Annotated in this window: 13 protein-coding genes; 10 read left to right on the top strand and 3 right to left on the bottom strand. The window is 66.3% G+C overall.

Annotation, left to right across the window (positions count from 1 at the left end; translation table 11 throughout):
* Positions 1-5: 5 nt before the first annotated feature.
* From HF684_RS17650 to HF684_RS17640, 3 genes are all read right to left on the bottom strand, one after another.
* Positions 6-965, bottom strand: a complete 960-nt coding sequence (locus HF684_RS17650; RefSeq protein WP_169253546.1) for a hypothetical protein — start codon at positions 963-965, stop codon at positions 6-8.
* A gap of 64 nt (positions 966-1,029) precedes the next feature.
* A complete protein-coding gene (locus HF684_RS17645; RefSeq protein ID WP_169253545.1) occupies positions 1,030-2,103 on the bottom strand; it encodes an ABC transporter in 1,074 nt (357 codons plus the stop codon).
* A gap of 6 nt (positions 2,104-2,109) precedes the next feature.
* Positions 2,110-3,687, bottom strand: a complete 1,578-nt coding sequence (locus tag HF684_RS17640) for an LPXTG cell wall anchor domain-containing protein (RefSeq protein WP_169253544.1) — start codon at positions 3,685-3,687, stop codon at positions 2,110-2,112.
* A 289-nt stretch (positions 3,688-3,976) separates the two neighbouring features.
* Between HF684_RS17640 and dcd the strand changes: the two genes are divergently transcribed.
* The 10 genes from dcd to HF684_RS17590 all read left to right on the top strand — a co-directional run bounded on the left by dcd (position 3,977) and on the right by HF684_RS17590 (position 15,109).
* On the top strand, positions 3,977-4,555 hold the full coding sequence (dcd, locus tag HF684_RS17635; RefSeq protein ID WP_127365097.1) for a dCTP deaminase: 579 nt from the start codon (positions 3,977-3,979) through the stop codon (positions 4,553-4,555).
* Positions 4,552-5,823, top strand: a complete 1,272-nt coding sequence (locus tag HF684_RS17630; protein WP_248279022.1) for a hypothetical protein — start codon at positions 4,552-4,554, stop codon at positions 5,821-5,823. Before dcd ends, HF684_RS17630 begins: the two co-directional genes overlap by 4 nt.
* Before the next feature lie 130 nt (positions 5,824-5,953).
* Positions 5,954-9,007, top strand: coding sequence for a Na+/H+ antiporter subunit A (locus HF684_RS17625; protein WP_248279021.1), 3,054 nt, complete (start codon positions 5,954-5,956; stop codon positions 9,005-9,007).
* Positions 9,004-9,639 (top strand): Na(+)/H(+) antiporter subunit C, encoded by a 636-nt coding sequence (locus HF684_RS17620; protein WP_169253543.1) that lies wholly within the window; start codon positions 9,004-9,006, stop codon positions 9,637-9,639. Before HF684_RS17625 ends, HF684_RS17620 begins: the two co-directional genes overlap by 4 nt.
* Entirely contained in the window at positions 9,636-11,216 is a 1,581-nt protein-coding gene (locus HF684_RS17615; protein ID WP_211168025.1) for a Na+/H+ antiporter subunit D, read from the top strand. Before HF684_RS17620 ends, HF684_RS17615 begins: the two co-directional genes overlap by 4 nt.
* On the top strand, positions 11,216-11,929 hold the full coding sequence (locus tag HF684_RS17610) for a Na+/H+ antiporter subunit E (RefSeq protein WP_248279020.1): 714 nt from the start codon (positions 11,216-11,218) through the stop codon (positions 11,927-11,929). Before HF684_RS17615 ends, HF684_RS17610 begins: the two co-directional genes overlap by 1 nt.
* A complete protein-coding gene (locus tag HF684_RS17605; protein WP_169253542.1) occupies positions 11,929-12,471 on the top strand; it encodes a monovalent cation/H+ antiporter complex subunit F in 543 nt (180 codons plus the stop codon). The genes HF684_RS17610 and HF684_RS17605 overlap by 1 nt, the downstream gene beginning before the upstream one ends.
* Positions 12,461-12,856, top strand: a complete 396-nt coding sequence (gene mnhG / locus HF684_RS17600; protein ID WP_025780490.1) for a monovalent cation/H(+) antiporter subunit G — start codon at positions 12,461-12,463, stop codon at positions 12,854-12,856. The genes HF684_RS17605 and mnhG overlap by 11 nt, the downstream gene beginning before the upstream one ends.
* Complete coding sequence (locus HF684_RS17595; protein WP_039211949.1) at positions 12,846-13,598, top strand: response regulator transcription factor; 753 nt, start codon at positions 12,846-12,848, stop codon at positions 13,596-13,598. The genes mnhG and HF684_RS17595 overlap by 11 nt, the downstream gene beginning before the upstream one ends.
* Positions 13,595-15,109: a HAMP domain-containing sensor histidine kinase gene (locus tag HF684_RS17590; RefSeq protein WP_169253541.1), complete on the top strand. Its 1,515-nt coding sequence runs from the start codon at positions 13,595-13,597 to the stop codon at positions 15,107-15,109. Before HF684_RS17595 ends, HF684_RS17590 begins: the two co-directional genes overlap by 4 nt.
* The last annotated feature ends 61 nt before the right edge of the window (positions 15,110-15,170 follow it).

Raw genomic sequence — 15,170 nt, 5'->3', positions numbered from 1 at the left:
GTCGATCAGGCGATGGAGACATCGCCGAGGCGGCGCGGCTCGAAGCTCACCTGTGAGGACTTGACGACCACTGAGCCGCCCAGGACGAAGGAGAGCTTCTCGTCGAAGTCGTGTTCGGCAGCGGTGACGATGTCCCGGTAACGTCCCTTCACCCTCACCTCGACCGTCGAGGGGGTGAGTTCGAGATCATTGCCGGACGAGGTCAGTCCGATCTGCGGACTGCGCTCGAGCGACCACGAGACATCACCGATGATCTCGTTGTCCGTGTCGTAGCCGAAGACGCAGCCGGACGGCATGAGGGTCGTCGACTTCATGCAGTCCTGCAGATGGTCGGTGACCTGCTCTTCCACGGTCTGCTCGAGCTTGGCCGTCGGCTCTGGCGAGAGCTTCACGGTGTGGGAGTCGCCGGGGGCGGTCACCTCGGCGCGTTGGGATCTGGACTTCAGATACGTCGCATCGAATCCGACGAGGTAGCTCGCCGGGAACAGCACCGGCACACTTCCCGTGCTGACTCCGTAGCCGTTGACCGTCGCCGTCGACGATCCGGAGACGTCCAGGGTCAGCGTCGGCCATTCATTCTGTTCGATGGCCCATCGGTTGAAGAGTCCCGCGCTGGAAGGCAGGCGGACCATATCGAGATCGACGGTCTGCTCCTGCGAGGAGAGGTTGAAGCTGAGGCGGACCTTCGCATGGTCGCCGTCGACGGAGACGGTCTCGGCTTCGGGGTCGCGCGGCAGATCGGGAGCCGCTGAGAGGACGTCGTCGCTGAGCGCCAAGGTCGACGACGGGGTCGGCGTGGACAGGTATGAGAAGGCACTCTGCGCATTACCGTGTTCGATCGCCGAGATGTAGGCCTCGGCAGATCGGGCGGGCGTGTAGACGGTGAGGTTGAGGAGGGGGACCGCTGCGACCGTGAGGACGATGACCGTCAGCGCTGAGATCAGAAGTCTGCGCGACGTTCGCATGGCGCTCCTGATTCGGTTGGGGACTGAAGGGGGACTGGGCAGTTCTCAGTCTATCTTCCGCCCGTCACTCAACCGGGTAGGCGTGCAGGGCGGAGGTGTCGACCTCGACGAAGACATGCGTGCCGACCTTGACGTTGGTGCGCAGTTCGGTGATCGTCGTGCCGAGTCCCGGATGCAGGACCCCGAATCCGATGGCCGGCGTCTGGGTTCTCGGCGCGCCCGCGAGGTCGGCCAGGTCGACGTCGAGGGCGAGGCCCATCTCCGTGTCGACCGGTGAGAGCTTCGCCTGCAGGCAGGAACCGCGATCACGGAGTCCGGTGACGATGGCTTCGAACACCGTCGCCGAGGTGAACGCCGGGTCGTGTTCGTCCAGTGACAGGAGGGCGGCGCGCCACCCAAGAGTCACGAACACCTTCCCGTCGAGTTCGGTGCGGGCGCGCACGGCCGAATGGCCGATGGACAGCCAACCCTTCCGGGCCAGCCCGGAATAGACGTTGACCCCGCTGAGCTCGGCCGGCAGCGAACCGCGCGGTTCGGTGACGATCTGCTCCAGGGAACCGAGCGCGACGAGCTGGTCCTTTTCGATGTTCGCCACCCCCGCCTCGGCGATGGTGTGGTCGGTCAGCGAATTCGAGCTGAACACGACTCCGCGGCCCTCCCCGGCGACGAGTTCGGCGAAGCGACTCCGCAGCCCGGTGCGCAGATGGCCCGGGACCGTGCCGAAAGGGTCGATGAGGGTCAGCCACTGTGCGCCGCTCGCCCAGGCCGCAGCCAGGGCGAGGCGGGCACGATCGGTCGGATCAAGATCGTCGAGGCGACGGCGCAGAACATCGGGTCGCAGCCCGAATGCTGTCAGCGCAGCTGATGGATCCGCTGCCGATGCCGCCTCCCCAGATCCGGCATCGGCTTCGCGAAGATAGCTCTTCATCCAGTTGCGCACACGCAAGCGACCCGACCGGCGTCCGGTCGGGAAGCGTGGTGGTGGTGCGACGTGGGGCAGGGCCGCCGCGGACAGCACCACAGAGGTGGTGCTGTCCGGGCTGCCCATGAGTCCGAGCATTGTCCCTGCTCGCAGACGTCCGAGGTCGATCTCGCGTCCGTCGAGCTGCAGCCCCGCGAGGGACAATTCATCGTTCAATGCGGTTTAGAACTCCGCGGGATCGTCGGAGGCGTTCATCCGCCGACGGGTGATGATGACGGCTGCTGCACCGACGGCGAGGAGACCGACACCGAGTGCCAGTCCGGTCATCTCGGCACCGGTCCGAGGCAGGTCGCTGCCCGAATCGTTCGAGCCGCTGCCGTTGCCGTTTCCGCCTTCGTCGACGGCGGTGCCGTTGGTGAGCACGGTGAAGCTTCCGCCCTGGGGCTCATCGAAGCTCTCGGCCTGGGCTCGCACGTTGTAGGTGCCGAGCACGGCCTTGACCTTGGCCTGGACGCCGAAGGTGACCTTGCCTTCGGAATCGGCTTCCTTGGTCATCGTGTAGCGGTCGACCTTGCCCTGGGCATGCTCGACCGTGATCGAGACCTTCTCGCCGGGCTGAGCCCCGCTGACGCCGATCTTGATGCCGTCGTTCAGGAAGTCCTCGGAGCTGACCTCGGTCGGGTTGATGAACATGGACGCCTGCGCGGCTGCGGCAGGCTTCTTGTCCTCGGTGCCGGGGCTGGCCGGACCGGTGGACTCGGGAGCCTCGTCCTCGGCGTCCTTGGCGTCATCAGATGCATCCGCGTCGGCGTCCTTGGCGTCATCGGCCTGATCGGCTTCCGAATCCTTGGCGTCGTCCGATCCCTCTGAGTCTTCGTCTCCAGTCGGGGCCTCGGCCGGTCCTGGCTGCACTCCGTCGGCCGCAGCCTCTTCCGAGCCATCGTCGGCGGCCGAAGCCTCTTCCGAGCCTTCGTCGGCCTTGTCCGTCTCCGATGGTGTCGGCTTCGGCGCCTTGGTCGTCGGCTCCTCGGTCTCAGACGGGCTCGGCTTGGGCGCCTCGGTGGTGGGCTCCTCGGTCTTGGTCTCCGTCGGTTCCGGGGCCTTTGTGGTGGGGTCCTCGGTCTTCGTCTCCGAAGGCTTGGGCGCCTCGGTCGTCGGTGCCTTGGTCGTCGGCTCCTCGGTCTTCGTCTCCGAAGGCTCCGGGGTCTCCGTTTCGCTGGGAGTCTCGTCCGGAGTCTTGATCGGACCGGTGGCCGACTCGCACTTGTCGTCGTCGCCTGTGCCCGGTTCGTCGACCTCGGAGGCCTTGGAGACGACCTCGAAGGTCACCTTCGAGGACTTCTTCTCGGACTTGAGATCGGTGAGGTAGAGGGAGTATTCGCCGGCAGGAACCTTGGCACCATCGGTGACGGTGAAGAAGTAGGTGCCGGACACCTTGCCCTTCTCATCGACCGTGAGCTTCTTGTCCGGAGAGTATTCGGTGCCATCGGTGCCGATGACGGTCACCGTGGCCTTCTGGTCCGGGCTGAATCCGGTGCCGGAGAAGCCGATTCCCTTTTTGTCGTCAGCGATGTCGGCGCGGGTCACCTGCGCCTGCGCAAGGGTCGCCTGCGGGTCCGACTCGTCGGGAACCGAGGAATCCGATTCGGAGCTGCTCGATGACTGCTGATCACCCTGGGCGCACAGCGGTTGCTGAGGGACCGAAGCGGTGGACTCTGTCGCTGCGAACGCCGGGGCGCCAGCAAGACCTGTCAATGCAACGGCTACTGCGGGGGCAAGCACAAGACGCGAGGTCTTCACAGTAATGCCTTTCGATTGTTGTCTACCCACGAAAGACGATGGACTCCCGGCATTCCTTGGCTTAAGAAGGGGAAGGCACCATCGTGCGCGGGTCCGTACAACTCATTACCCTAAAGCATTCATCCGCCGCTATGGGGAGACACACTGGTAAAAATCAGGAGAATTCCCGCAAATCGTTATCAGTTTGTGACATAGTTTCGGCGTGTCGGTCGGAATCTTCCGTGGAGCCGGTGTGCCTGGATCATGCATTCGCGAGCGTGCGAAGCCCGGAACGACTACCATCGGAAACGTGACTCTGCTTTCAGACCGCGACATCCGCGCCGAGCTCGACTCCGGCCGCATCGCCCTCGACCCCTACGACCCGTCGCTGATCCAGCCGGCCAGCGTCGACGTGTGTCTCGACCGCTACTTCCGGCTCTTCGACAACCACAAGTACGCGGTCATCGATCCGAGCCTCGAGCAGCCCGAACTCACCCGCTTCGTCGAAGCCGCTCCGGGGGAGCCGTTCGTCCTCCACCCTGGCGAATTCGTCCTCGCCTCCACCCATGAGCTCGTGACTCTGCCCGTTGATGTCGCCGCTCGGCTCGAGGGCAAGTCATCGCTCGGGCGTCTGGGTCTGCTGACCCATTCGACGGCCGGATTCATCGACCCCGGCTTCAGCGGCCACGTCACGCTGGAGCTGTCGAACGTCGCGACCCTGCCGATCACCTTGTGGCCGGGAATGAAGATCGGCCAGCTCTGCTTCTTCCGACTCAGCTCGGAGGCGGAGAATCCCTACGGTTCCCAGGCCACGGGCAACCGCTATCAGGGTCAGCGCGGCCCGACCGCCTCCCGTTCGCATCTCAACTTCTACCGGAGGGACATGTGATCACGCGCCGCGAACTGCGGCTGCAACGCGAAGCCGCTGAACGCGCCGCCCGGGAACAGGCCGACGCCGCGCGCTACCAGAATCCTGACGCCCAGGCTTCGGGTGTCCCGGCGACGGACGCCCAGGCTTCGGGCGTCCCGAGTGCAACCGGAGATCCGGTCGGCCCCGCGGCCCCGGCCGCCCTTGCCCCCGAGGTCCTTGCCCCCGAGCCCCCTGCCTCCGAGCCCCGGGGGCCCGAAGATCAGGCCGCGAGCCGGCGACGGAGCGGAATGCCGTCGACGGGGCGGCCCGGCTACGGCAGTGACCCGTCCGCACCCGAGGACACGGCCACCTCGGCGGATCTGCGGGGTTTCCACCTCATCCTCCTCGATGACGCGGTCGAGGTCTCCGACGTCCTCGCGCTCATCCACAACAAGCTGCCCGACCTTCGCCCGGTGCTCGACGAGCACGGGCAGATGCGACTGAGCCGGCACTCCCGGCTGAGCTCGGGGGTCGCCCTCGATCCCTCCGATGCCGCCGCGCTCGAGGTCCCCGACTGGGCTCAGCACGCCATCGTCATCGACTGCCCCCGGGACCGGCAGCCGACCCCGCCGCCGGACTGGTTCGCTGACGCCGACGGACTCCACGAGGCCTTTCCCGCTGGGATGCCGGACCGGGAGGAGGAGCGGATGCTCAGCCTCATGCTCTCCGTCGCCTCCCGCCTCCACACGGGCGTGCGCCTGGCCGACGAGTCCGGACTGCCGACGCGGGTGATCATCCCCGATCCCGAGGCGAAGATCGACCTCTACATCTACTCCTCGTACTGGATGGAACCGCCCGTCGTCCTCGACTTCGTGCGCCGCCATGCCCCACAGGCCTTCCAGCAGGCCCTGCCCACTCCCGACGAGGATGTGCTGGCCCAAGCGAGCATCGACGATCCGCTCTTCGACCCGTCCGCCCCGGTCATCCTCGACGGCTATGCCCTGCTCGTCCCGCTCGGCGAGATCGACGAATCCGCCGGCAGCCTCGAGATCCGGGTGATGGAGGCCGAGTGGGTTCCGCCGATCATCGCCGCCCACACCGACGCCCCGCAGATCGAATACCACGTGCACTGGATGGACACCGAGTCGAAGCGCTATCAGCCGAACCAGGGGCGCCGATTCCGGCGGATGCGCAGCCGGGTTGCTGAGCTCACCGACGCGATCGGGGCCGAGCTGCTCGTCGGCTCGGCAGGCATCGGACTCGACGAGAACGGCTTCCTCGTGACCAGCCGACAGCTGCGTACATGATCGGTGCCATGCCGGGGCAGGACCGGTCTCAACTGACGTCCTGCGATTCGGGAAACGACACCTGTCCGTGCGAAAATGACCTGACGAACCTTTCTCACAAACAGGCATATGACGGAGGTGGCCGCCGGTGATGATCATGACAGGAGCCTTCTTCGGGGCATCTGTCATCGCCTACCCTCTGGTTCGCCTGCTCGGCCGCAACGCCTTCTTCCTTCTCGCCCTCGTTCCCTTCGCGGGACTCCTGTGGAGCCTGTCGGCGATCTCCGATCTGTTCGGCCCTGCGGCCCAGCCGATCGTCGAGAATCTCGACTGGCTGCCCGAGCTCGGCCTCTCCGGAGTCTTCCGCCTCGACGTGCTCTCCTGGATCATGACGCTGCTGGTCACCGGGGTCGGTGCTCTCGTCTTCGTCTACTGCGCGCGCTATTTCCCGCCCGACGAGCCGGGCCTGGCTCGGTTCGCGGGAATCTTCATGGCCTTCGCCGGAATGATGTACGGGCTCGTCGTCGCCGACGAACTGCTCATGCTCTACCTGTTCTGGGAAGGCACCACAGTCTTCTCGTACCTGCTCATCGGGCACAGCCAGTCCCGCCGTCGCTCGCGGCAGGCGGCCCTGCAGGCGCTCATCGTCACCACGGCCGGCGGCCTGGCCATGCTCGTGGGCATGATCCTGCTCATCACCGCCACCGGCACCGGGCAGATCTCGACCCTGATCGACCGTGCCCAGTCCGGAATGGACACGGGCGGAGTCATCGTCTCCGCCGTCATCCTCATCCTCGTCGGCGCGATCTCGAAGTCCGCGCTCATGCCCTTCCACTTCTGGCTGCCCGGCGCCATGGCCGCACCCACCCCGGTGAGTGCCTATCTGCACGCCGCGGCGATGGTCAAGGCGGGAATCTACCTCGTCCTGCGCCTGGCACCGGGCTACCACAACATCCCCGGCTGGTCCGAGGTGCTGCTCACCCTGGGACTGCTGACGATGTTCATCGGCGGGTGGCAGGCGCTGAAGCAGACCGACCTCAAACTGCTTCTGGCCTTCGGCACGGTCTCGCAGCTCGGCTTCCTCACCACCATGGCCTCGTTCGGGACTCCGGACATCACGAAGGCGGCCCTGGGTCTGCTCATCGCCCACGCCCTGTTCAAGTCGTGTCTGTTCCTGTGCGTCGGCATCATCGACCACCGTGCCGGCACCCGTGACCTGACGAAGCTCTCCGGCGGTTGGAGGGCGTTCCCCTTCGTCGCCGTGTGCGCGACGATCGCAGCCGCCTCAATGGCGGGGCTGCCGCCGCTGCTCGGCTTCGCCGCGAAGGAAGCCGCGTACTCGACCCTGCTGTCCTCGCCGGACAAGACCTCGGTCATCGCCTTCATCGGGATCATGATCGGCTCGATCCTCACCGTCGCCTACTCGGCCCGCTTCGTCTGGGGCGCGTTCTCCTCGAAGCCGGGAGTCGATGACATCGCCCGCCGCGACGAGAAGCTCACCCTCGTCGTCTCCCCGCTCATCCTCACCGCCCTGACGCTGGCGCTCGGCCCGGGAGTCGGACTGCTCGACGGCTACTTCTCCGCCTGGACCACCGGACTGCCGGCTGTGGCCGAGGGCGACGGGCACTACCACCTCGCGCTGTGGCACGGATTCGAACCGGCGCTCGCCTTCACCGCTGTGACCGTCGTTGCGGGCCTCGCCCTGTTCATCGTCCGTCGTCCCTTCGCGAAGGTTCAGGCGACACTGCCGTCGGGACTGGACTTCCACGAGCTCTACCGGATGCTCATCGGCTGGACGGAGGCCCTGGCTCTGTGGGTCACCGCCCGCACCCAGCGGGGTTCGCTGCCGTTCTACCAGGGCGTGGTCTACTTCGTCCTCGTCGCCGGATTGGGTCTGGCGATCATCGCCAACGACACGTGGAACATCACCTTCCGGCTCTGGGACACTCCGCTGGATCTCATCGTCGCGGCCGTGCTCGTCGTCGTCGCGATCGGGGCCACCCGCGCGAAGAAGCGCTTCACCGCCGTCGTCGTCACCGGCATCTCCGGCTACGCCATGGTCGCCTACTTCGCCTTCGTCGGCGCTCCCGACCTGGCCCTGACCCAGGTGCTCGTCGAGACCATCACGATCGTCGTCTTCGTCCTCGTCCTCCGCCGGCTGCCGGCGCGCATCGGTGAGTCCACCGGTCGCCTCACCCCCGCATGGCGGGCGATCATCGGCTGCGCCGTCGGCATCACCGTCATGCTCGTGGTCCTCATCGCCACCGGTGTGCGCGTGGCCGATCCGATCTCCACCGACTTCGGACAGCTCGCCTACGAGCTCGGCCACGGCAAGAACATCGTCAACGTCACCCTCGTCGACATCCGCGCGTGGGACACGATGGGCGAGATCTCGGTGCTCGTGGCCGCCGGGACCGGTATCGCCGGACTCATCTTCGTGCGCGGTCGCGAAGGTCACCTGCACCGGTTCGAGAGGAAGAAGGACGGCACCGAGGCGGCCGGCCGCATCCGCTTCCAACCCGTGGCCGAGGACGTCGTCGATCTCCACCACGCCGGCCGTGGCGAGGGTCTGTCGCAGAAGCGAGCGTCCTGGCTCATCGCCGGACGCACCCTGGCCCCACGCAACCGGTCGATCATCCTCGAGGTCACCGCACGCCTCATCTTCCACGCCGTCATCATCTTCTCCGTCTACCTGCTCTTCGCCGGCCACAACGACCCGGGCGGCGGATTCGCCGGCGGCCTCGTCGCCGGCCTCGCCCTCGTCGTGCGCTACCTCGCCGGAGGCAAGTACGAACTCGCCGAGGCGGCCCCCTTCACCCCCTCGGGAATGCTGGGCACCGGCCTGGTCACCGCGATCCTCACCGTCATCGGAGGGTGGATCTGGGGCGAGACGGTCTTCGACTCCGTCTACCTCGAGGGGGATCTGCCGCTGCTGGGCCACGTGTCCTTCGGCACGTCGACGTTCTTCGACATCGGCGTCTACCTCATCGTCGTCGGCCTCATGCTCGACATCCTCCGTTCGCTGGGGGCCGAGGTCGACCTGCACCAGGAGCGCGACGAGGCGATGCTGACCACTCGCATCCACGACAATGTGAACTTCTCCGACGGCATGGGCGCCACCGCCGAACACCGAGCCGTGTCCGAGATCATCGACCGGGTCAACGAACTCGACGTCGACAACGGCGCGGAAGGAGGCCGACTGTGAGCGTCTCCTTCGTCATGGTCCTGGCCATGGGCGTCCTCTTCGCCGCCGGCATCTACCTCATGCTCGAACGCTCTCTGACGCGCGTTCTGCTCGGCTTCATCCTGCTCGGCAACGGAGTGAACCTGCTCATCATCCTCACCGCCGGGCGCGGTTCCCCGCCCCTGACCGACGGAGAGAACCTGTCGACCGAGGGCATGTCCGATCCGCTGCCGCATGCCCTCGTCCTCACGGCCATCGTCATCACCTTCTCCGTGACGGCATTCCTGCTGGCGATGATCTACCGTTCCTGGAGGCTCATGCGCGCCGATTCGCTGCAGGACGACGACACCGACCTCCAGGTGGCGATCACGAAGCTCATCGACTCCGAGGCGGAGGCGAGCACCGACTACGACGACACCGAGTTCGGCGACGAGGCGGAGTCCCCGATCACCGGCGCCATCGACCTCGACGACGACGGCACTCCTGCGGAGCGGGAGGAACTCGTCGACGATATCGAGGATGCGTCGACTCCGGCCGAGGCCGATGCCATCGCCGAGGCGGCCGCGGACTCGCAGACGGAGGCCCACAGCGCCGAGGAGGCCGAAGTCGCCGAAGAGGCCAAGGACGCGAAACCGCAGGGAGACGACGCATGATCGATCTTCTGCCCGTACTCGTTCCCCTGCCGGTTCTGCTGCCGCTCATCGGTGCCGGCATCGCGCTGATCCTGTCCAAGCACACGCGGGCGCAGAACCTCGTGTCGATCGCGATCCTGGTCGCGGTCATGGTCATCGCCACGCTGATCCTCTTCGGGGTCGATGCGCACGGACCGCAGGTTGTGGCGATCGGCGGCTGGCAGCCACCGGCCGGCATCGTGCTCGTCGCCGACAGGCTGTCCTCGCTCATGCTCATCGTGTCCGCGCTGGTCACCCTGTGCGTGCTCGTCTACGCACTGAGTCAGGACGCCAACGACGACTCGAACGAGACACCGATCTCCGTGTTCAACCCCAGCTACCTGGTGCTGTGCGCGGGCATTGCGAATTCGTTCCTCGCCGGAGACCTGTTCAACCTCTACGTCGGCTTCGAGATGTTCCTCGTCGCCTCGTATGTGCTGCTCACGCTCGGTGCCACAGCGGAGCGGATTCGGGCGGGAGTCACCTATGTGATCATCTCGCTGGTGTCCTCGGTGATCTTCCTCGCCGCCATCGGCATCATCTACGCCGCGTGCGGCACCGTGAACATGGCGCAGCTGGCGGGGAGGATCTCGGATCTTCCGGCCGATGTGCAGATGATCCTCCACGTCCTCCTGCTGCTGGGCTTCGGCATCAAAGCCGCGATCTTCCCGCTGTCCTTCTGGCTTCCCGACTCCTACCCGACGGCACCGGCCCCGGTGACTGCGGTCTTCGCGGGACTGCTGACGAAGGTCGGCATCTATGCGATCATCCGCACCGAAACTCTGCTGTTCTCCGAATCGTCCCTGCGAGTGCCGCTGCTCATCGCGGCGGGACTGACGATGCTCGTGGGCATCTTCGGTGCCATCGCGCAGTCGGAGATCAAGCGGATCGTGTCCTTCACCCTGGTCTCCCACATCGGCTACATGCTCTTCGGCGTCGCCTTGGGGACGAGTGTGGGCCTGTCCGCGGCGATCTACTACACGGTTCACCACATCATCGTCCAGACCGCGCTGTTCCTGGCCATCGGACTCGTCGAAATGCGCGGCGGGTCCACCTCGACGAGGTCGCTGGGCGGTCTCATGGTGCTGTCTCCGGTGATCACGATCATCTTCTTCATCCCGGCGCTCAATCTCTCCGGCATTCCGCCGTTCTCCGGGTTCATCGGCAAGGTCGCGCTCTTCCTCGCCGGCTTCGACGATCAGGCGTGGCTGCCCACGGTCCTCATCGTCGCCGGCACCGTGACGAGCCTGCTCACTCTCTACGTCATCGGCCGTACCTTCAACCTCGCGTTCTGGCGTGATCCGGCCGACGTGGAAGAGCCGAACGAGGACCTCGTCGAGGAGTTCACGGAGCGGAAGAAGACGCTGCTGGCGGGGAAGACGTGGAAATCTCAGATCGGAGTGCCCCCTGCCATGGTGGCGGCCACCTCGGTGGTGGTGATCGCCTCCATCGTGCTCACGATCGCCGCCGAACCCCTGTGGGACATGTCGAACCGGGCGGCCGAGAACCTCTCGACTCCGATCGACTACGTCACGAACGTGCTTGGAGGTGATGACTGATGAGCCCCGATCGCGAGCACGGACGGCCGCGAGCTCAGGGCCGGGACGATGCGCAGGGCCGGGCCCGAGCTCAGCGACAGGTCCGCGACCAGGGCCGGGCCAGCGACCAAGGACAGAACCGTGCACCGGTTCCCAACCGGGCGCGGATGAGCCGGGGCCGCGGAATCATCCAGCAGCTCGTGCTGCTGATCTCGCTGGTTCTGCTGTGGCTGATGCTGTGGGACGCCATCACGGTGGTCACCGTGGTCACCGGAATCGTGCTGGCGTTCATCGTCACCCGCGTGTTCTACCTGCCGCCCGTCGTGCTGTCCGGACGGTTCAACGTCTGGCATGCCACGGTGTTCGGCCTGTGGTTCCTCTACTCGGTCCTCCACGCCTCCGTCGAAGTCGCCTGGTATGCGTTCCGCCGCAAGGCGGTCGGAGCCGGGTCCGTCATCGCCTGCGATCTGCGCACGAGCTCGGACCTCGTGCTCACCCTCATCGCCGATACCGCCAGCCTCATCCCCGGGTCGATCATCATCGACAGCGACCGGGCCATGGGCATCCTCTATCTGCACTTCCTCGACTGCGATTCCGAGGAGAAGCTGCGTAAGGCCAAGGCGCAGGTCTACTTCATCGAAGAGCTGCTCATCCGCACTCTCGGTTCGCACCGTGACCTCGCCTCCCTGCGGGCCAGGCCGGATCCGCTGGGCGAGACCGAGGGAGGTCGCTGATGAGTGAGATCGTCCTCCACACCCTCGTCATCGCCGGTTCGGTGCTGCTGGCCGCCTCGGTGGTCATCGCGCTCTTCCGGATCGTCCGGGGTCCGTCGATCCTCGATCGCATGATCGGCACCGACGTCGTGCTCGCTTCGATCATGTGCGGCCTCGGCGGGTATATGGCTCTGTCCGACCGCACGGATCTGCTGCCCGTGCTCATCGTGCTCGCGATGCTCGGCTTCGTCGGTTCGGTGAGCGTGTCGAGGTACGTGTCGAAGTCCGATTCGATGACCCTGGGCGCCGAGGCGGGGGCACTGTCGGACTTCACCAGCACGGATTGGCATATGCCGCGTGGTGCGGGGGAGCAGAGCGCCGAAGCGACGGAGGTCGGGGAGCCGGAGGTCACCGAGATCACGGATCCCACCTACGACGCCCACGCCGACAGCGACGGAGAGGGCGAGGGCACCGGGCCCGACCCGGGACCTGAAGACGCCGAGCACATGTCGGGTGGCGACGGATCGGGTGGCGACGGAGAGGAGAACAGTCGTGGTTCTTGACATCATCTCGGCCGTGCTCATCTTCCTCGGCGCGGTCCTGTCCCTGGCCGCAGCGGTCGGTCTCGTCCGCTTCGCCGACCTTCTCTCGCGTATGCATGCGAGTGCGAAACCCCAGGTGTTGGGCCTGGTGCTCGTCGCTGTGGCGATCGCGATCCAGTTCCCGACCTGGGCGACGGTGACGACGTTGGCGATCATCATCTCCTTCCAACTGGTGACGATCCCCGTCGCCACGCATATGGTCGGCCGCGCCGGATATCGCACCAAGCACCTGCGTCGATCTATGCTGTACCGAGATGAACTCGCCGAGGCGGTCGATCGTGCCGAGGCGAGAGAGATCGCCTGGGAACGCCAGAGAGGAACCGGAACTGACCACCATGACGGCTGACAATCACACCGAGCCCCAACCACTCGTCTTGGTCGCCGATGATGAGCCGGACGTCCTCGGAGCGGTCGTGCCGTTCCTCGAACGCTCCGGATTCCGGGTGCTGCCCGCCAGCGACGGACTGCTCGCCCTCGATGAGATCCACCGCCACCGACCCGATGTGTGCGTCCTCGACGTGCTCATGCCCGGAGCCGACGGACGGCAGGTGCTGCGTCGACTGCGCCAGGAGGAGAACTGGGTTCCGGTGCTGCTGCTGACTCAGGTCGGCGAAGGCGTCGAGCGGGCGATGGCACTCGAAGAGGGCGCCGACGACTACCTCAACAAGCCCTTCGACCCGCACGAGCTCGTCGCTCGCATCCGTGCCGTGCTGCGTCGCACCCGCAATGACGGGCCGCCCCTGGCCACAGCACCGGTGCTCGTGTCCAGCTTCGGTCTGCGCGTCGACCGAGTCGGACGCCGGGCCTGGTTGGGGCAGCGTGAACTCGTCATCACGCCGAAGGGCTTCACCCTGCTCGAGTACCTCATGGTGCACAAGGACGAACTCATCGAACGTTCCCGCCTGCTCGAAGTGCTGTGGGGATTCGAAGAGGCCGTGGGCACCCGTGCCGTGGACTCCCGTGTCGCCGAACTGCGTCGCGTGCTCGGCGAAGATGCCGCAGAGCCCAGGTGGATCGCCACCGTGCAGGGGCGCGGCTACCGGTTCGTCGGTGAGGTTCGCGGCGAGGACGGACAGAGCCGTCTATGACGAACTTCCTTGTCTTCGAGATCCAAGTCTGGCTGTTCCTGCTGCTGCTCGTCATCGTGCTCGGCGGTCTGGCCGTCGGCGCCTGGTTCGGCTGGCGGCATCTGAAGAAGCGTGAGGCCGCGCTGCGGGAATCCATCGAGACGGCCGCGGCCGAGGATTCGATGACGAAGCGCAATCGGATGCTCATCCGACTCGACCATGAGCTGAAGAATCCGCTGACGGCGCTGCGCACCTCGGCGGCGAGCATCCGCGAGGTCGTCCGTGACGGCGGTACTCTGAGCGAGGTGGAGCCGGCAGCGAAGCAGGTCGACGTGTCCTCACGCCGGGTCGCCCGACTGCTGGCCGATCTGCGCAAGCTCGCCGATGTCGAGACGCGCATCATCGAATACGCCCGCGTCGATCTCGACGCGCTCATCCATCAGGCCGTCGAAGATGCCTCGACTGCGCCGGGCGCCGAAGATCGGATGATCGTGGCGACTGTCGCCCGTGCTCCGTGGCGGCTGCCCGATGTCGCCGGTGAGGAGGATCTGCTGCTCACCGCGATCCTCAACCTGCTGGGCAATGCCCTCAAATACTCGTCTCAGGCCGAGGTCGTCGAGCTGCGCGCCAATGAGCAGATCATCGACGGCCACCGCTGGGTCGTCGTGGAGGTCGCCGACACGGGCAGCGGCATCCCGCTGGCCGAACAGGAGAACGTGTGGGACGAGCTCTCTCGCGGTTCTCGTGTGCGGGCGGTGGCCGGTTCGGGAATGGGGCTCTCGCTCGTGCGTGCCATCGTCACCAGGCACGGCGGTTCCGTGCAGCTCTTCAGCCAGGAGGGCGTGGGCACCTCGGTGCGTATGGTCCTCCCGGTCCTCGCCGATGCCGCACCCGTGACCGTTCCGCAGATGTCCGATCATATGGATCGGGTCGCCGCCGGTTCGCATGCGGTGCAGCCGGTACAGCAGGCGGATTCGCGGCGGGCACCCGGATTCCTGCCTCCCCGGCAGCCGAATGAGGCCGAACTGCAGGGACGGATCCTCGGCACTCCCAGGCGGACGTCGAAGCGTCGCCTCGAGAGAGTCGACGGAAACCTGGTCAACCGTCGGACGGGCGAATCCGTCTCCGGTGGATTCCCACCCGATTCCGGCCAGCATTCGCAGTTCAAGCCACCGCGGCAGGCACCGAACGTCGGCGGACAGAACCCGGGTTACGGGCAGCCGCCAGTCGGCAGCCAACCGCACTCCGGCCCGCAGAACTTCGGCCGGCCCTACGCGGGAGGTCAGCCGAATTCGGGCCCGCAGAACTTCGGACAGCAGCCCGTCGGCAGCCAGCCCGTCGGCAGCCAGCCCGGTGGCCCGTACAACGGTCAGCCGCCTGCAGGCAGTCAGCCCGCCGGACAACCACCTGTCGGCAGTCAGCCCAATTCAGGTCCGCAGCCGTCTCAGCAGCAGTACGGACAGGCCCAGCCGAACCAGAGCGGCCCGGAAGCGGGGTACCCGGAACGTCGTCGGCACGGTGACCAGCAGTGAGATCAGTGACTGGACGAACGCCATCGCCCACCTCCTCCTCCGCGGGGAGCTTCGCGTCGAA

It is taken from the genome of Brevibacterium sp. 'Marine' (genome assembly GCF_012844365.1).
Taxonomy (GTDB): Bacteria; Actinomycetota; Actinomycetes; order Actinomycetales; family Brevibacteriaceae; genus Brevibacterium.
This window is presented reverse-complemented; position numbering and strand designations above follow the sequence as displayed.